Below are 15,494 nucleotides of genomic sequence, written 5' to 3'. Positions count from 1 at the left end.
ATGAATCCGCAGGAAATTTCGCCGCCATTCTGGCGTCCCGCCTCTTCGGTTACGCATCGCGGCAGCGTAAAATTTCCAATTTCCTCCATGGTCACCCCATGACGCGAGCCACCGACACCCCCGTGGCGCACATTGACGTGCGCACGGTAGGCAGCACCGATGCGCTGCCGATTGCCCCGGCCCTCGGCCTTTCGCTGGACGCGGCGCGGATGCCGCGCAAATCAACCCTGGTCACCCGCCGCATCCTGCTGATCAGCGTGCTGGCGGTGATCCTGGGCGTGCTGGCGGCGTATATCGCGCAGTTGCTGATGCTCACCATCAACCTGATCACCGACCTGTGCTTCTACGGCCGGGTGTCGGACGTGATCGGCCCGCATGCGCGCGGCGGCTCGTTCGTACTGTCGCCGGCGGGCAACCAGCTGGGCGCCTGGGTCATCCTGGTTCCGGTCATTGGCGGTCTGCTGGCGGGCATCATGGCGCGCTGGGGCTCGCGCGCGATCCAGGGCCACGGCATTCCCGAGGCGATGGAGCAGATCCTCACCAACGAGTCGAACATCCCGGCGCGGATCACCTGGCTGAAGCCGCTGTCCTCGGCCTTCGCCATCGGCACCGGCGGTCCGTTCGGCGCCGAGGGTCCGATCATCTCCACCGGCGGCGCGATGGGTTCGTTGATCGGGCAGCTGCTGCGGGTCACCGCGAACGAGCGCAAGGTGCTGCTGGCCGCCGGCGCGGCGGCCGGCATGGCGGCGGTGTTCGGTGCGCCGGTGGCCTCGCTGGTGCTGGCAGTGGAACTGCTGCTGTTCGAACTGCGCCCGCGTTCGCTGATCCCGGTGGCGCTGGCGGCGGTGACTGCGGTCGGCGTGCGTTACGCGACCTACGGCGCGGAGCCGGTATTCCCCATGCCCGTGGTGCCGCAGCCGGGCGGCTGGGCGCTGATCGGCTTCGTCCTGATCGGCGGCCTGGTTGGCTATGCCTCGGTGTGGGTGACCAAGGCGGTGTACGGCGTCGAGGACCTGTTCGAGAAGCTGCCGATCCACTGGATGTGGTGGCCGGCGCTGGGCGCGCTCGTGGCTGGCGTGGTCGGCTGGATCGAGCCGCGCACCCTGGGCGTGGGCTACGACAACATCGACGCGCTGGTGCAGGGCCACTTCGGCCTTGCCATGCTGCTCAGCTTCGGCGCGCTGAAGTTCATCTCCTGGGTGATCGCGCTGGGCAGCGGCACGTCCGGCGGCACGCTAGCGCCGTTGTTCATGATCGGCGGTTCGCTGGGGGCGGTGATCGGCATCGGCCTGGATCATGTCCTGCCGGCTTTGGCCATCGACCCACGTATCGCAGCGCTGGTGGGCATGGCGGCCATCTTCGCCGGCTCCTCGCGCGCGCTGCTGACGGCGGTGGTGTTTGCCTTCGAGACCTCGCACCAGCCGGCCTGCCTGCTGCCGCTGCTGGGCGGCTGCACTGCGGCCTACCTGATCTCCGCGCTGATCATGCGCAACACCATCATGACCGAGAAAATCGCCCGCCGCGGCGTGCGCGTGCCCTCCGAGTACGCGGCGGATTACCTCGAACAGGTGGCGGTGGGCGACGTGTGTTCACGCGAAGTGGTGACGCTCAGGACCGGCCAGACTCTGGCCGAGGTGCGCCCCTGGCTCAACGACGGCGCGCCGGAGACGCGCCACCAGGGTTTCCCGGTAGTGGACGAGAGCGGCCGGGTGTACGGCGTGCTGACCAGGCGCACTCTGCTCGATCCGCAGTGGCACTACACCCAGACCCTCGGCGAGCTGGTGACGCGCGAGCCCATCGCGGTCAACGAGAACCACTCGCTGCGCGAGGCGGCCGACCACATGGTGGCCGAGAAGGTGGGGCGGCTGATCGTGGTGGGCAAGGACGACTCGCGCAGGCTGGTGGGCATCCTCACCCGCGGCGACATCCTTGCCGCCCATGCGCGGCGCCTGCGCGAGGCGCGCGAGTCCTCGCGCCACCTGCGTTTCCGCGACGGCCTGAAACCACGCCCGGCTGCCGGCGACCTGATGGAAGGCTACGGGCACGCCCGCGGTTCGAAGAAGCGCTGAGGCAGACAGAGGCGGCGGCCCGCTGCGCCGGGCCGCCCACGCCTCACATCTCGCGGTCGCCGATCAGCACCACGTCCGCCGGCCTCCGCGCGAACAGGCCGACCGTGACGATGCCGGGCAGCTGGTTCAGCTCGCTCTCCAGCGCGGCCGGGTCGACGATCTGCCAGCCGTGCACGTCGATGATCCAGTTGCCGTTGTCGGTGGTGACGCCGTCGCGCCACACCGGCTGGCCACCGCGCTTGACGATCTCGCGGCCGATCAGGCTGCGCGCCATCGGGATCACCTCGATCGGTACCGGGAACTTGCCGAGCAGCTCGACCCGCTTGCTGGAGTCGATGATGCAGACGAACTTCTCGCTGGCCGCCGCGACGATCTTCTCGCGGGTCAGCGCGGCGCCGCCGCCCTTGATCAGCCGCTTGTACGGATCGCACTCGTCGGCGCCGTCGACGTAGAGCGTCAACGGGCCGGTGGCGTTGAGATCGAGCACCGGAATGCCCAGCTTCTTCAGCTGCGCGGTGGACTGCTCCGAGCTGGACACGGCGCCCTGGATGCGCTGCTTCAGGTCGGCCAGCGCGTCGATGAAGAACGCCACGGTGGAGCCGGTGCCGACGCCGACGATGGCGCCATCCTCGACGTAGCGGATCGCGGCTTCGCCGGCCAGGCGTTTTTCGTTGGCATTGCTCATGGATGGGGTCCGGTGCAAGAGGGTCGGGCAGCGCTCATTCCAGCGCGAGGATGTATTTCCAGTGCGCGGCATCGACCGGCATCACCGACAGCCGGTTGCCCTTGCGCAGCAGCGGCATGTCGGCCAGCGCGTCGTGGCCCTTCAGCTCGTCCAGGCTGATCGTGCGCTTGAGCTTCTTCACGAACTTCACGTCGACCAGCATCCAGCGCGGGTTGTCGCGCGAGCTGCCGGGGTCGAAGTATTTGCTCTTGGGGTCGAACTGGCTGGGGTCGGGGTAAGCGTCGGTGGCGACCTCGGCGATGCCGACGATGCCGGGCACGGCGCAGTTGGAGTGGTAGAAGAACACCTTGTCGCCGGGGCGCATGTCGTCGCGCATGTAGTTGCGCGCCTGGTAGTTGCGCACGCCGTCCCAGGCTTCGCGCTTCTTGCGCTTGAGGTCGTCGATCGAGAACGCGTCCGGTTCGGACTTCATCAGCCAGTGGTTCACGCGGCGGTCTCCGGGTGGGGGGCTGGCGCGTGGCAGTCGATAAGTTCGCGCTCGGTGGCGACGAAATCGAGCGGAACGTCCCATTCTGCCTCCTCGATCGCGGGCAGTTCCTGGAACGCGTAGGCGATGCCGACCAGCAGCGGTTCGGTCGGGCGTACCTGCTCGTTGAGGAAGGCGAAGCTGCGGTCGTAGTAGCCGCCGCCGTGGCCGAGCCGGTGGCCGTGGCGATCGAAGCCGAGCAGCGGCACCAGTATCAGGTCGAGCTGGAACGGCTCCAGCAGTTCACCCGGCGCGACCGGCTCGGGTATGCCGTAGCGGTTCGGCTGCACCTCGTCGCCGGCTTGCCAGGGCGCGAAGCGCAGCTGTCGGCCCGCCGTGATCACCGGCAGCAGGAACTGCTGGCCGCGGCCGGCCAGCGGCGCGATCGCCAGATTCAGCGGCAGCTCGCCGTGGCTGGCCCAGTAGCCGGCCACGCGGGTATCGGTGAGGTATTCGGGCAGCTGCTCAAGGCTGCGACGCAGGCCCTGGGCAGCGGCGATGCGCTCGGTCGGCGGCAGGGCGCGACGCTGGTCGGCCAGGCGTTGGCGAAGCTCGCGTCGTCGGGCGAGGGCGTCCACGGTGCGCGCAACTCCGTCGTGGTGCGCCCCGTTCGTCGCTGGACGAACGGGGCGGGGGAATGAGTGGCGTCAACCGCGATGCCGCTGCCCGCCGAACGACCTTGATCCACGATGGATCAGGTGGGAGAGCTACATGGCCTCAAGGCTTTCCGCACGTGGCGGACATGCACAACAGCCGATGTGAAGCCGACCCGGGGCCGTATTTAGGAACAAGGCAAATGTAACGGCGTGCTGGCGCACATCGCAGAAAACGCCGGGGCCGATTTTAGGCGCTTGTTCCGGAATGTGCCACTGCCGGCGAGCGTGCGGACCGCTGTTCAGCGCCGCAGCGGTTCGCCGTCGAGCGCGGCATCGAGCTTGCTTCGCAGCGTGGCGAGGCCGTCGCTGAGGCGGCGCTCCTGGTTGTCGTGCTGCTTGCGCAGGCTGAGGAATTCGTGCGCCACGCTGATCGCGGTAAGCACGGCCAGCCGCTCGAAGCTCGGCGCCTTGGCGTTGGCGCGCAGTTCGCGCATCTTGCGGTCGAGGAAGCCGGCGGCCTCGAGCAGGCCCTCGCGCTCTTCCGGCGCGCAGGCGATCAGGAATTCGCGGTCGATCAGTCGCAGTGCGACCGGTTCACTGCTGCTGGACATGGGCACGCTCAACCGTTGTTCTCTAGCGATTTGAGCCGCTGGATCATCGCCTCGACGCGGCTGCGGGCCTGCTCGTTGCGCGCCAGCAGGCCGGCGCGCTCGCCGGACAACTGTTCCTGGCTCTGGCGCAGGCTGCGGTTCTCCTCGGTGAGGCGACGCACCGTATCGAGCAGCCGGTCAAGCTGCCGGGCCAAGGCGGCCAGCTCTTGATGGACCGGATCGGTCTGGACGGGTTCGGGCGTGCTCATGTCCAAAACTATAACAGGACGCCGGCGGAAAACAGCCGGCTCGGTGGCGGTGCCGGGCTGCATTAGACTGGCGGCCATTTCCTGCAGGAGCATCGCCATGGCGGCACCCGAATTCGTGGGCCACGACGAGATCGACGCGCTGGTCGGGCGTCTGCGCCTGGGCACCACGGCCAGCGAGCTGCATGGCTCGCTAAGCGGCTACCTGGCCGGCGGCGGCTCGTTGCGCGGCAGCCCGGTGCTGGCCGCGCTGCAACTGGATGGCGAGGTCGCCGACGTCGGCGCGCAGGACCTGGCCCTGCTCGACCGGCTGGCCCGGCAGAGCGAAGCCGAATTGGCCGATGCCGAGCTGGGCTTCGAGCCGCTGCTGCCGGAAGACGACCGCCCGCTGGCCGAACGCGCCGAGGCGATGGTCGACTGGTGCCGCGGTTTCCTGGGCGGTTTCGGTCTGGCTGGCGCCGCGGCGCACGCGCAGCTGTCGGAGGAGGCGCAGGAGGTGTTGCGCGATCTCGGCACGGTGGCCGCCTCGTCGTTCGATTTCGGCGATGAAGACGAGGACGAGGACGCGCTGGTCGAGGTGCAGGAGTTCGTGCGCGTCGCGGCGATGTTGCTGTACGCCGAATGCGCGGCGCCCGACCCGTCGTCCAGCGGCCGCGTGCATTGATCCCTGATGCCTCGAAACTGGCTGCGCTGGCGATCGGCGCGGAGGAGTTCGCGCGACGGCGCCGCCAGCTGATGCAGATGGCCGGCGAGGATGCCGTGGTGCTGGTCGCCGCCGCGCCCGAGCGCATGCGCAACGCCGACGCGGCGTGGCCGTACCGGCAGGATTCGGACTTCCATTACCTGGCGGGTTTCCCCGAGGCCGACGCCATGCTGGCACTGCTGCCGGGGCGCCGGCACGGCGAGGCGGTGCTGTTCTGCCGCGAGCATGATCCGGCGCGCGAGCGCTGGCACGGCCCGTCGATCGGCACCGAGCGGGCGGTGGCCGACTTCGGGCTGGACGACGCCTTCCCGATCGAGGACATCGACGACATCCTGCCCGGCATGATCGAAGGGCGCAGCCGCGTGTACTGCCACTTCGGCCGCGAGCCGGATTTCGACGCGCACCTGCTCGGCTGGATGCGCCGCCTGCGCCAGCTGCGCGGCGGCGGCGTGGTGCCGAAGGAGTTCGTGGCGCTCGGCCACCTGCTGCACGACCTGCGCCTGTACAAGTCGCGCGCCGAGCTGAAGCTGATGCGCACGTCCGCCGCGGTCGCCGCGGACGCGCACCTGGCCGGCATGCAGGCCGCCACGCCGGGCCGCCATGAGTACGAGGTGGAGGCCGAGCTGCTGCGGGTGGTGCGCAGCCGCGGCGCGGTGGCGGCGTTCCCGCCGATCGTCGCCGGCGGCGCGAACGCCTGCGTGATGCATTACCAGAGCAACCGCGCGCCGCTGCGTGCCGGCGAACTGCTGCTGATCGACGCCGGCGCCGAACTGGATTGCTATGCGTCCGACATCAGCCGCACGTTCCCGGTCAACGGCCGCTACAGCCGCGAGCAGCGCGCGCTGTACGAAGTGGTGCTGGCCGCGCAGCTGGCGGCGATCGAGGAGGTGCGGCCGGGGCGGCCGTTCGGCGCCGCACACACGGCGGCGGTGCGCGTGCTGGCCGAGGGCCTGTGCGAACTGGGCCTGCTCAAGGGCAGCGCCGACGAGGCGGTTGCGAGCGGCAGCTACCAGCGCTACTTCCCCGCCAAGACCGGCCACTGGCTGGGGCTGGACGTGCACGACGTGGGCGACTACCGGGTCGACGGCGAATCGCGCCTGCTCGAACCGGACATGGTGCTGACGGTGGAGCCGGGCCTGTACGTGCCGCCCGATGACCGCTCGGTGGCCGAACGCTGGCGCGGCATCGGCATCCGCATCGAGGACGACGTGGCGGTGACCCGCGACGGCCACGAGGTGCTGAGCGCCGCGGTGCCGAAGGAACCCGAGGCGATCGAGGCGCTGCTGGCCGCACGCGGGTGAACGGATTGGGGCGTCGCTAGGTCAGCGCGTCCGGCAGTTCGGAATCCTCGCGCTGGCGGTTCGCCTCGTCGGTGGCGTGCAGCTCGTACCACATCGCGTTGAGGATCGCGAAGGCGCAGGCCAGACCCAGGCCGAGGATCCATGAGAAGTACCACATGGTCAGACCACCTCCGGTTCGTTGCGCACTCAATAACCGCCATGCGCCTTGCGTACCTGTTCCAGCGTGACCCGCCCGCGCATCACCCGGTACACCCAGCCGGTGTAGAGGATCACCACCGGCAGCAATACCGCCGTGGCTACCAGCATCAGCTGCAGCGTGCCGCGGCTCGACGAGGCGTCCCACACGGTGAGGCTGGAACGCGGGTCGAGGCTGGACGGCAGCAGGAACGGAAACAGCGCGAAGCCGGCCGAGGCGATCGTGCCGCCGACCATCACGCTGCTGGCGAGGAAGCCTGCCATGTTGCGTCGGCCCACCAGCGCCTGCACGCCGACCGCCGCGGCCAGCGCCAGCAGCGGCGCGGCCCAGAACCACGGATATTGCAGGTAGCTGGCGAACCAGCTGCCGCCGACCGCGACCTGCTTGAACAGCGGGTTGGAAACACCTGCGGCCGCCGCCGGCCCGACGACCGCGTAGCCGGGCACGCCCCAGGCCAGCCACAGGCCGGCCAGCACGTACAGCGCGGCGAACACCAGCGTGGTCCAGCGCGCGATCGCCACCGCGCGCGCGGCGATCGCGTGGTCGGCTTTGAACGCCGCGAAGCACGCGCCGTGCGCCAGCAGCATGGCGAGCGAGATCAGTCCGCACAGCAGCGCGAACGGATGCAGCAGGTCGAGGAAGCCGCCATGCCAGCTCATGCGCAGGTCGTCGTCGAGGCGGAACGGCAGGCCGAGGAACAGGTTGCCGAACGCGACGCCGGCCAGCAGCATCACCGCCAGCCCGGAACCGGTCAGCACCCAGTCCCACAGCGAGGCCCAGCGCGCGTCGTGGATCTTGCCGCGGAAGTTGAAGCCGACCGGGCGCAGGATCAGCACCAGCAGCACCAGCGCGATGGCGAAGTACATGCCGGAGAACGACACCGCGTAGAGCATCGGCCACGCCGCGAAGGTGGCGCCGCCGGCCAGGATGAACCACACCTGGTTGCCTTCCCAGGTCGGCTCGATGCCTTCCAGCAGCACCTGCCGTTCCTCGTTGTCGCGCCCGAGCACCTTCAGCAGGCCGGCGACACCGAAGTCGAAGCCGTCCATGATCGCGAAACCGATCAGCAGCGTGCCCAGCAAGGCCCACCAGATCACCCGCAACGTGGCGTAGTCGAGCATGGCGATCTCCTCAGGGCCGGTCGGAGGAAAGGACGGTGGTCGCCGGCGGCCAGATGCCCAGCCCGTCCGGCCCCTTGCGCGCGAACTTCAGCATCAGCACCACGTCGACCACCGCCAGCGCGGTGTAGAACAGCACGAAGCCGCCGAGCGAGGTGAGGACCTGCCCCGTGCTCACCGCCGACACGCCCAACGCGGTGGGCAGTACGCCCTCGATCGCCCACGGCTGGCGGCCGTACTCGGCCACGATCCAGCCCAGCTCGATGGCGACCCACGGCAGCGGCAGGCTCCACAGCGCCAGCCGCAGGTACCAGCGCTGGCTGTCCAGCGTGCGCTTGCTAGCCTTCCAGAACGAGAGTGCGAGCAGCGCGATGAAATAGAAACCGCAGGCGACCATGATGCGGAACGACCAGAACAGCACCGGCACGTTCGGAATGGTGCTGTCGGCGGCCTGCTGGATGTCCGCCGGCGTGGCCCGGCGCGGGTCGTCCACGTACTTCTTCAGCAGCAGCGCGTAGCCGAGATCCTTGTCGTGCGCAGCGAGCGTCGCTTTCGCCTGTGCGTCGTCCTTGTTCCGGCGCAGCATCAGCATCGCGTCGTAGGCCTGGATGCCGTTGCCGATGCGTCCCTTCGCATCATTCACCAGTTCGTTGATGCCGGGCATTGTCTGGTCGAGCGAGCGGGTGCCGATCAGCCCCATCACCCACGGGATCTTCAGCGCGTAACGGGTGGTGCGCTGTCCCATATCGGGCAGGCCGAACACGGTGAACGGGGCCGGCGCCGGCTCGGTCTCCCACATCGCCTCGATCGCGGCCATCTTCATCTTCTGGTTCAGCGACACGCCGTAGCCGGATTCGTCGCCGAGCACCACCACCGACAGCGCCGCGGCCAGGCCAAAGCTGGCTGCCACCGTCATCGAGCGTTTGGCGAAGTCCACGTTGCGCCCGCGCAGCAGGTACCACGCGCTGATCGACAGCACGAACATCGCGCCCAGCACGTAGCCGGCGCTCACCGTGTGCACGAACTTCTCCTGCGCCACCGCGTTGAACAGCACCTCGGAGAACGAGGTGACCTCCATGCGCATCGTGGCAGGGTTGAACGCCGAGCCCACCGGGTGCTGCATCCACGCATTCGCCACCAGGATCCACAGCGCCGACAGGCTGGTGCCCAGCGCGAGGAACCAGGTCACCAGCAGGTGCTTGATCCGCGAGAGGCGGTCCCAACCCACGAAGAACACGCCGATCAGGGTGGCTTCGAGGAAGAACGCCATCAGCCCCTCGATCGCCAGCGGCGCGCCGAAGATGTCGCCCACGTAGTGCGAGTAGTACGCCCAGTTCATGCCGAACTGGAATTCCATGGTCGCCCCGGTGGCCACACCCATCGCGAAGTTGATGCCGAACAGCACGCCCCAGAACTGCACCATGCGCTTCCACACTTCGCGCCCGGTCATCACGTACACGCTTTCCATGATGGCCAGCATCCACACCAGCCCCAGCGTCAGCGGCACGAACAGGAAGTGGTACAGCGCGGTCAGCGCGAACTGCAGGCGCGACAACGTGACCACGTCGGCGTCGATCAGGATCATGGCTGGGCTTCCGGCGGTGCGGGCGAGGCAGGGGCCAGTCGTTGTGCGACCGCAGCCGGGCTGACGTCGGGTTTCGGCTGCGGCGCGAACACCATCCACCAGATCAGCGTGAGCGCCGCGAGCTTCAGCGCGACAATGCCGAACAGCTCGAGCGTCAGCCGCCGCAGCGGACGTGGTGCCGTCCGGAGGCTTGCGGGCGGAACGCTGGAAATCGCGGGACCGGACATGCTACGGATCCGTGCATCACCTGTTCGTCAGCATACGCCGCACGGATGTAGGCGCGGTGTGGACGAATATCGCAGCGGAGGCTGGTACCGGGCGCGGTGTCGGTCGCGATGGTCCGGCTCAGCTCAGCGCGAACGCGTCGCGCGTGAGGTTTTCCGGCGCGCCGTCGGTGCACACCACGTCATCCTCGATGCGGATGCCACCGTACTGGCGGAACGCGTCGACCTTCGCCCAGTCGACGTCGGCGGCGACCGGCTGGTTGCGCAGTTCGGCCAGCAGCATGTCGATGAAGTACAGGCCGGGCTCGATCGTCACCACCATGCCCGGTTCCAGCACGCGGGTCATGCGCAGGTACGGGTGGCCGTCCGGGCGCGCGATGCTGCCGCCGTGCTCGCTCTGCTGGAAGCCGGCGACGTCGTGCACCTGCAGGCCGATCGGGTGGCCCAGGCCGTGCGGGAAGAACGCGCTGCTGACGCCGGACTCGACCGCGCTTTCCGCGCTCATGCGGATGAAGCCGTGCTCGCGCAGCACGCCCGCGATGACGTGGTGGGCGTGGATGTGCAGCTCGGGGTAGCTCTGCCCGGCGCGCACCTTCGCCACGAAACCCTGCTGGGCGGCGTCGAGGCTGTCGATCAGCGCCTGGAATTCGGCCGCGTGGGGCGCGGCGTAGGTGCGCGTGATGTCGCTGGCGTAGCCGGCGGCGCTGGCGCCGGCGTCGATCAGGAACGAGCGGCTTTCATGCGGCGGTGTGCGGTCGAAGTGCGTGTAGTGCAGCACCGCGCCGTGTTCGTTCAGGGCCACGATGCTGGCGTAGGGCAGTTCGGCGTCGATCTGGCGCGCAGCGGCGAGGTAGGTCAGGTGGATGCCGAACTCGCTGCGGCCGGCGCGGAAAGCGGCCTCGGCGGCGCGGTGCGCGCGCGTGCCGATGCGGCTGGCTTCGCGCATCAGCGCCAACTCGTACGGGGTCTTGTACGAGCGGTGCCAGTGCAGGTAATCGAGCACCGCTGGCGGGTTGTTGACCTCCACGCCGTCGATGCCGGGGCAGGCCGGGGCAATCACCGCGCACCTGCCGGCCGGCAGCTGCGCGACGGCTTCCGCCGCGCTGCGCACGGTGACGATGTCGAAGTACTCGACCCAGTAGCCGCGCGGCGCTTCCGGCACTACGTGCCAGTAATCGCGCGGCTGCACGAACACCAGCTTCGGTTTCGCCCCCGGGGTGTACGCGACCCAGCTGCCCGGCGCGCCGTCCAGCGGCAGCCAGTGCCTGAAGTGCGGGTTGGCGATGAATGGGTAGTCCTGGTCGTCGAGGAACTTGCGCAGCGGCGTGCCGGCGGCGACCAGCAGGTGGTCGAAGCCGCCCAGCGCGAGGGCCTTGTCGGCGCGCTCGCGCAGGGTGGCCAGGTGGTGCGGATACAGCGAGCGGGGCGGCCTGCTCGTGCATGGTGACTCCTCGGCGGCGCGGGCGGATCGGCGGCGGCCAGTGGCCGCGTCGCGCGGGCGCCGGCGCGGCCCGTGAACGGGGAAGGGGAAACAGGTGACCATGATCGCGCGTACGCGCGCTGCCCGCCAGCGAACGACGGGCGGAGGCGGCTCAGAGCTTGTGAAGAAAACCACATCCCGTGGTTTTCTTCGATCGCGAGTCCGGTACACGCCCGGACCCGCTCACATGAAACAGTCACTGGCGTGACTGTTTCATGTTCGGCCGTCCCTGGCCGACCTGAGAGGTTGAAAAAATCACAACCTCTCAGTCCTGTGCCAGCCAGCTCTCGATGCGCGCGGCGTCGGCGTCGGTGATCGCCACGATGCGGTAGCCGGCCCAGATCTGCCCCGAACTGGCGGCGGCTTCATGCCACTGCTCCTGGATGCCGACTTCGATCGGTTGCGACGGCGCCAGCATTCGCTCCGCACCGGACAGCGTCAGGCTGACCTGGTACAGCGCTTCGCTGCGCGGCGCCTGCGCGCCGATCAGCAGCATGCCGGTCATCGACAGGTTGCCCAGGTGGCCGATCGGCAGGCCGCTGATCGCGTCGGTGACCACGGCGTTGGCGCTGGCGCGCTTGCGTTCGGCGCGGCGCTGGTCGCTGCTGCTCATCGGTGTGCGTCCTCCGGCGGGGCGTGGCGGCGTGGCGCGGTGGCCTGGCGCAGGCTGCCGGTGAGGCTGCGCCAGGCGCGGTCGAGCAGGCTCTCCGGTTGCGCCGGTACTTCGCAGGCGCGACCGCTGGCCACCTCGCGGGCCAGCTGCGCCAGGCTCGTCTCCTCGCCGCGCTGGCCGCGCTGGCTAACCAGCAGGCAATGCCCGGAGACCGGCGAGTACCAGGCCAGCTTGCGCCGGGCGATCCGCCCGCTGGCCGGGTCGACGAACTCGAACCAGCTGCCGAACGGCAGCTGGCGCAGGTGCTGTTCGATGTCCCGTTCACGCGGGCTGGGCTCCGGCGCCGCGGCTGGCGGCGCCAGCGCCGGTTTCTGCGGCGGAGCGGACTGCAATTCGCCGAGGCGCTGATGCTGCTTCAGGCGCAGCGCGAGGTCGGTGGTGCTGGGCAGCTCGCCGACAGGGTCGGGGGCACCCGCGCCGAGCAGCCGCTGCGCCACCTGCACGGCTTCCTCGGCGTGGATGCCGATCCGCTGCAGGCCGGCTTCCACCTCCGCCTGCAGCTGCCGGCGGTCGCCCACCGGCAGGCGGCCGAGCAACTGGTCGGTGATCGCCAGTTGCGTGTCGAACGCCTCGCTGTCCTCGCCATGCCGCAGCAGGGTCAGGGCCAGCACGTCGGACCAGGCGCGGTCGAGCAGGGCGCGCAACAGGCCGCGCGGCGGCGACAGCGCGAAGCGTTCGGCCATCAGTTCGCCGGCGCGGTGGCGGGCCTGGTCCAGCCGCTCGCGCCCCTGCGCGGCTTCCACGTGGCGCCGTTCGGCGGCCTGCGCCTTGCGCGTGAGCAGGGCCAGGTGGTGCTCGATGTCGGCCAGCAGCGTGGTGTACAGCCCCGCACTGGGCGGTTCCCGGCTGGCGCGGGCGACCAGTTGCTCGAGCTTGCTGGCGAGTGGGCGGTTGCTCTCGTCGTCGCTGCCGTCGAGCCAGTCGTTCGCGGCGGCAGTCACCGTGTCGAGCAGCCGGCGCGCCGGATGCTCGCGTTGCTCGAAGAAGCCGCGGTCGGTCACCGCCATGCGCAGTACCGGCAGTTGCAGGTCACCGAGCAGCTGGCGGGCGTTGCCGCCGCGTTGCAGCTGCTGGCCAAGCTGTTCGAACAGCCGCGCAACCAGTTCGACCTTGTCGCTCTGCTCGTCGCTCAAGCGGGTGCGTGGCGCGTCGCCGGGCTTGCCGGCGTTGAGCTGGGCCAGCAGCTCCTCGCGCAGCCGTGCCGCGCTGCGCAGTTCACGGCCGGCCTGGTCGGTGAGCTGGGCCAGGTGTTGCTGCAGCGCGCCCAGCGCGGATTGCAGCTCCTGTTCGCTGGCGGCGCGGCCGGCCGCCTGGCCGCTGACCCCGCTCTGGCTGGCGCGCTGGCGCGCGAGCAGGTCGCGCAGGGATTCAAGCACCTCGATCGGCGCGCCGCTGCCGGCGCTGACGCCGGTGTGGGGTGCGCCGGTGGGCGCGGCAGCCGGTTCGCTGGCCGCTGCAGCTCCGCTGCTGGCAACAGGGCGCGATCGTTTGCCGACGTGGCGCGGGATGGGGATGCTGCGCAGTTGCGGCAGGATGCCGTCGCCCTGCAGGTGCGCATTGATGACGTCGTACATCGGCGCCAGCGCCTGGATCACCCACTGGTCGAAGTGCTGCAGCAGCATCAACTGGTGCTTCAGCGGCAGTTCCAGCTCCGCCCCCGCCTCGTGGCAGGCCCGGGCCAGCGCGTAGGGACCCAGCGGCAGCGCCAGCCCCTCCAGTGGCGGTGCACCGATCAGCACCGCCAGCCGATGACCCAGCTCGTACAGCACACTGGCGTGGCGCACCTCGCCTCGGACGCCCAGCTGTTCCAGGCTCATCGACACTTCCTGCTCGCCGGGGTCGACCAGCGCCAGCGTCTGCCACGGCTTGGGGCTGGCGGCGGCCGGCGCGGACCGGGCGCTGTCGATGCCGTTGAACGCGCGGCCGATATGCAGGACGAAACGTTGCGTGTAGGCGGCGCGGCCCTGCAGCACACGCTGCCGGCTGGAGAAGCAGTCCTGCTGGTCGCCGGCATGGTGCGCGCGCTCGGCTTGCGCGAAAAGCTGCTTCTCGAACTCGCTCAGGCAGCGCCGCAGGGGTTCCTGCAAGCCTTCCACGCACTGATGGCAGCTGGCTTCCAGCAGGCGCTGCGTACGCGCCGGCCAATGCGCATTGCCGATGCGGCTGCCCTGATGCAACGCGGACGAATGACGTCGATCGTGCCCGACATCCATGCATGAACCCTGGTGAATCCCCCGAAGCGGCAAGTCTATGCCGGTTGCGGCAGCGACGCCATCCGCGCGGGTGGCCGCAGCGCGCTTTTCAGTCCAGGAAAAGGCCGATCACGTCGTTGAGGAAGCGCTGGCCCAGCGCGGTGGTGTGCAGCCGCTGCGGGTCGTCGTGCAGCCAGCCGTGCCGGCGCGCCGTTGACAGTGCGGCGGCGATGCGCGCCGACGGCAGGCCGGTGCGCTCGGCGAAGGCGGCCATCGGCACGCCGTGGACCAGGCGCAGCGCGTTGAGCATGTATTCGAACGGCAGCTCGTCCGCGCCGACCATGCTGTCGCCGCCGATCCGGTCCGGACCGCCGTTCGCTTGCATGTAGGCGCGCGGGTGGCGGCTCTTCCAACGCCGCCGCACCAGGCCGCTGGCCGCGTCGCTGAGCTTGCCGTGAGCGCCGGCGCCGATGCCGAGGTAGTCGCCGAATTCCCAGTAGTTGAGGTTGTGCAGGCAGCGTCGGTCAGGCCGGGCGTACGCGGAGATTTCGTACTGGCCGTAGCCGGCCTCGGCTAGGCGCGCCTCGCAGGCCTCCTGCATCGCCCAGGCGTGGTCGTCGTCGGGCAGCGGCGGCGGGTTGGCGGCGAACACCGTGTTCGGCTCCAGCGTCAGCTGGTAGTGCGAGATGTGCGTGGGCGCGAGCGCGACCGCGCGTTCCACGTCGGTCAGCGCACCATCGAGATCCTGCCGCGGCAGCGCGTACATCAGGTCGAGGTTGATGTTGGCGTAGCCGGCGTCCTGCGCCGATTTCACCGCGGCCTCGGCCTCGCTGGCCGAATGGATGCGGCCGAGCCGCCGGAGCTTGTCGTCGTCGAAACTCTGCACGCCGAACGAGATGCGGTTGACGCCGGCGGCGAGGTAGCCGTCGAAGCGGCCGTGCTCGACCGTGCCGGGGTTGGTCTCCAGGGTGATCTCGGCGTCGTCGGCCAGCGGCAGCCGCTCGCGCACGCCGTCGAGCAGGCGCGCGATCAGCTCCGGCGCGAACAGGCTGGGCGTGCCGCCGCCGAAAAAGATGCTGATCAGCGGGCGGCCTTCCAGCGCCGCGGCAAACTCGGCGCGGTCGGCGTCGAGGTCGGCCAGCAGGTGGCCGATGTAGGCGGCGTAGGGCGGCGGCTCGCTGCGCAGGCCGTGCGAGTTGAAGTCGCAGTACGGGCACTTCTTCACGCACCACGGCATGTGCACGTACAGCGACAGTGGCGGTGCGGTCAGCGACACGGCAGATGGCCGGG

The 15,494-nt window shown here is 69.7% G+C and carries 16 protein-coding genes and 1 other RNA gene; 3 read left to right on the top strand and 14 right to left on the bottom strand.

Annotation, left to right across the window (positions count from 1 at the left end; translation table 11 throughout):
- Positions 1 to 98: 98 nt before the first annotated feature.
- Complete coding sequence (locus AC3WTD_RS06485; RefSeq protein WP_492613276.1) at positions 99 to 2,069, top strand: chloride channel protein; 1,971 nt, start codon at positions 99 to 101, stop codon at positions 2,067 to 2,069.
- A 43-nt stretch (positions 2,070 to 2,112) separates the two neighbouring features.
- Here the strand turns inward: AC3WTD_RS06485 and rpiA are convergent, their stop codons facing one another.
- The 6 genes from rpiA to AC3WTD_RS06455 all read right to left on the bottom strand — a co-directional run bounded on the left by rpiA (position 2,113) and on the right by AC3WTD_RS06455 (position 4,735).
- Positions 2,113 to 2,754 (bottom strand): ribose-5-phosphate isomerase RpiA, encoded by a 642-nt coding sequence (gene rpiA, locus AC3WTD_RS06480; protein ID WP_027492255.1) that lies wholly within the window; start codon positions 2,752 to 2,754, stop codon positions 2,113 to 2,115.
- Between the two features lie 34 nt (positions 2,755 to 2,788).
- Entirely contained in the window at positions 2,789 to 3,226 is a 438-nt protein-coding gene (locus tag AC3WTD_RS06475) for an EVE domain-containing protein (RefSeq protein ID WP_221174189.1), read from the bottom strand.
- A gap of 11 nt (positions 3,227 to 3,237) precedes the next feature.
- Positions 3,238 to 3,858, bottom strand: a complete 621-nt coding sequence (locus AC3WTD_RS06470; RefSeq protein WP_235642398.1) for a 5-formyltetrahydrofolate cyclo-ligase — start codon at positions 3,856 to 3,858, stop codon at positions 3,238 to 3,240.
- A 66-nt stretch (positions 3,859 to 3,924) separates the two neighbouring features.
- A non-coding RNA gene (gene ssrS, locus AC3WTD_RS06465) (6S RNA) lies at positions 3,925 to 4,111 on the bottom strand.
- 64 nt (positions 4,112 to 4,175) lie between these two features.
- Positions 4,176 to 4,487 (bottom strand): cell division protein ZapA, encoded by a 312-nt coding sequence (locus AC3WTD_RS06460; RefSeq protein WP_008435090.1) that lies wholly within the window; start codon positions 4,485 to 4,487, stop codon positions 4,176 to 4,178.
- 8 nt (positions 4,488 to 4,495) lie between these two features.
- On the bottom strand, positions 4,496 to 4,735 hold the full coding sequence (locus tag AC3WTD_RS06455; RefSeq protein WP_037089350.1) for a TIGR02449 family protein: 240 nt from the start codon (positions 4,733 to 4,735) through the stop codon (positions 4,496 to 4,498).
- 97 nt (positions 4,736 to 4,832) lie between these two features.
- Between AC3WTD_RS06455 and AC3WTD_RS06450 the strand changes: the two genes are divergently transcribed.
- Positions 4,833 to 5,396 carry a UPF0149 family protein gene (locus AC3WTD_RS06450; protein ID WP_492613275.1) on the top strand — a complete coding sequence of 188 codons (564 nt, stop codon included), beginning with the start codon at positions 4,833 to 4,835 and terminating at the stop codon, positions 5,394 to 5,396.
- Entirely contained in the window at positions 5,393 to 6,736 is a 1,344-nt protein-coding gene (locus AC3WTD_RS06445; protein ID WP_027492251.1) for an aminopeptidase P N-terminal domain-containing protein, read from the top strand. The genes AC3WTD_RS06450 and AC3WTD_RS06445 overlap by 4 nt, the downstream gene beginning before the upstream one ends.
- 16 nt (positions 6,737 to 6,752) lie before the next feature.
- On the opposite strand, the gene cydX is transcribed toward AC3WTD_RS06445, so the two are convergent.
- The 8 genes from cydX to hemW form a co-directional block, all read right to left on the bottom strand.
- Positions 6,753 to 6,893: a cytochrome bd-I oxidase subunit CydX gene (cydX, locus tag AC3WTD_RS06440; RefSeq protein ID WP_008435083.1), complete on the bottom strand. Its 141-nt coding sequence runs from the start codon at positions 6,891 to 6,893 to the stop codon at positions 6,753 to 6,755.
- A gap of 29 nt (positions 6,894 to 6,922) precedes the next feature.
- The gene (cydB, locus tag AC3WTD_RS06435; RefSeq protein WP_492613274.1) at positions 6,923 to 8,053 is read right to left on the bottom strand and encodes a cytochrome d ubiquinol oxidase subunit II; all 1,131 of its coding nucleotides are present in this window, start codon (positions 8,051 to 8,053) and stop codon (positions 6,923 to 6,925) included.
- Between the two features lie 10 nt (positions 8,054 to 8,063).
- Complete coding sequence (locus AC3WTD_RS06430) at positions 8,064 to 9,635, bottom strand: cytochrome ubiquinol oxidase subunit I (protein WP_492613273.1); 1,572 nt, start codon at positions 9,633 to 9,635, stop codon at positions 8,064 to 8,066.
- Positions 9,632 to 9,862 carry a cytochrome oxidase putative small subunit CydP gene (gene cydP / locus AC3WTD_RS06425; protein WP_492613272.1) on the bottom strand — a complete coding sequence of 77 codons (231 nt, stop codon included), beginning with the start codon at positions 9,860 to 9,862 and terminating at the stop codon, positions 9,632 to 9,634. The genes AC3WTD_RS06430 and cydP overlap by 4 nt, the downstream gene beginning before the upstream one ends.
- Positions 9,863 to 9,980: 118 nt before the next feature.
- The gene (pepQ, locus tag AC3WTD_RS06420; RefSeq protein ID WP_492613271.1) at positions 9,981 to 11,402 is read right to left on the bottom strand and encodes a Xaa-Pro dipeptidase; all 1,422 of its coding nucleotides are present in this window, start codon (positions 11,400 to 11,402) and stop codon (positions 9,981 to 9,983) included.
- Positions 11,403 to 11,604: 202 nt separating this feature from the next.
- Entirely contained in the window at positions 11,605 to 11,952 is a 348-nt protein-coding gene (locus AC3WTD_RS06415; RefSeq protein ID WP_492613270.1) for a PilZ domain-containing protein, read from the bottom strand.
- Positions 11,949 to 14,225 carry a DUF1631 family protein gene (locus AC3WTD_RS06410; RefSeq protein ID WP_492613269.1) on the bottom strand — a complete coding sequence of 759 codons (2,277 nt, stop codon included), beginning with the start codon at positions 14,223 to 14,225 and terminating at the stop codon, positions 11,949 to 11,951. Before AC3WTD_RS06410 ends, AC3WTD_RS06415 begins: the two co-directional genes overlap by 4 nt.
- An 88-nt stretch (positions 14,226 to 14,313) precedes the next feature.
- Positions 14,314 to 15,480, bottom strand: coding sequence for a radical SAM family heme chaperone HemW (gene hemW, locus AC3WTD_RS06405; RefSeq protein ID WP_027492895.1), 1,167 nt, complete (start codon positions 15,478 to 15,480; stop codon positions 14,314 to 14,316).
- Positions 15,481 to 15,494 lie beyond the last annotated feature (14 nt).

It is taken from the genome of Rhodanobacter sp. FW106-PBR-R2A-1-15 (genome assembly GCF_058789735.1).
Note: the sequence above shows the minus strand (reverse complement) of the source record. Positions and strands in the feature narration are given on the sequence as shown.

Excerpts from the sequence above, each read along its gene's own strand:
- AC3WTD_RS06485 (WP_492613276.1), top strand. The coding sequence starts at position 99 with ATGACGCGAGCCACCGACACCCCCGTGGCGCACATTGACGTGCGCACG.
- rpiA (WP_027492255.1), bottom strand. The coding sequence starts at position 2,754 with ATGAGCAATGCCAACGAAAAACGCCTGGCCGGCGAAGCCGCGATCCGC.
- AC3WTD_RS06475 (WP_221174189.1), bottom strand. The coding sequence starts at position 3,226 with ATGAAGTCCGAACCGGACGCGTTCTCGATCGACGACCTCAAGCGCAAG.
- AC3WTD_RS06460 (WP_008435090.1), bottom strand. The coding sequence starts at position 4,487 with ATGTCCAGCAGCAGTGAACCGGTCGCACTGCGACTGATCGACCGCGAA.
- AC3WTD_RS06455 (WP_037089350.1), bottom strand. The coding sequence starts at position 4,735 with ATGAGCACGCCCGAACCCGTCCAGACCGATCCGGTCCATCAAGAGCTG.
- AC3WTD_RS06450 (WP_492613275.1), top strand. The coding sequence starts at position 4,833 with ATGGCGGCACCCGAATTCGTGGGCCACGACGAGATCGACGCGCTGGTC.
- cydX (WP_008435083.1), bottom strand. The coding sequence starts at position 6,893 with ATGTGGTACTTCTCATGGATCCTCGGCCTGGGTCTGGCCTGCGCCTTC.
- cydB (WP_492613274.1), bottom strand. The coding sequence starts at position 8,053 with ATGCTCGACTACGCCACGTTGCGGGTGATCTGGTGGGCCTTGCTGGGC.
- AC3WTD_RS06430 (WP_492613273.1), bottom strand. The coding sequence starts at position 9,635 with ATGATCCTGATCGACGCCGACGTGGTCACGTTGTCGCGCCTGCAGTTC.
- cydP (WP_492613272.1), bottom strand. The coding sequence starts at position 9,862 with ATGTCCGGTCCCGCGATTTCCAGCGTTCCGCCCGCAAGCCTCCGGACG.
- pepQ (WP_492613271.1), bottom strand. The coding sequence starts at position 11,402 with ATGGTCACCTGTTTCCCCTTCCCCGTTCACGGGCCGCGCCGGCGCCCG.
- AC3WTD_RS06415 (WP_492613270.1), bottom strand. The coding sequence starts at position 11,952 with ATGAGCAGCAGCGACCAGCGCCGCGCCGAACGCAAGCGCGCCAGCGCC.
- AC3WTD_RS06410 (WP_492613269.1), bottom strand. The coding sequence starts at position 14,225 with ATGGATGTCGGGCACGATCGACGTCATTCGTCCGCGTTGCATCAGGGC.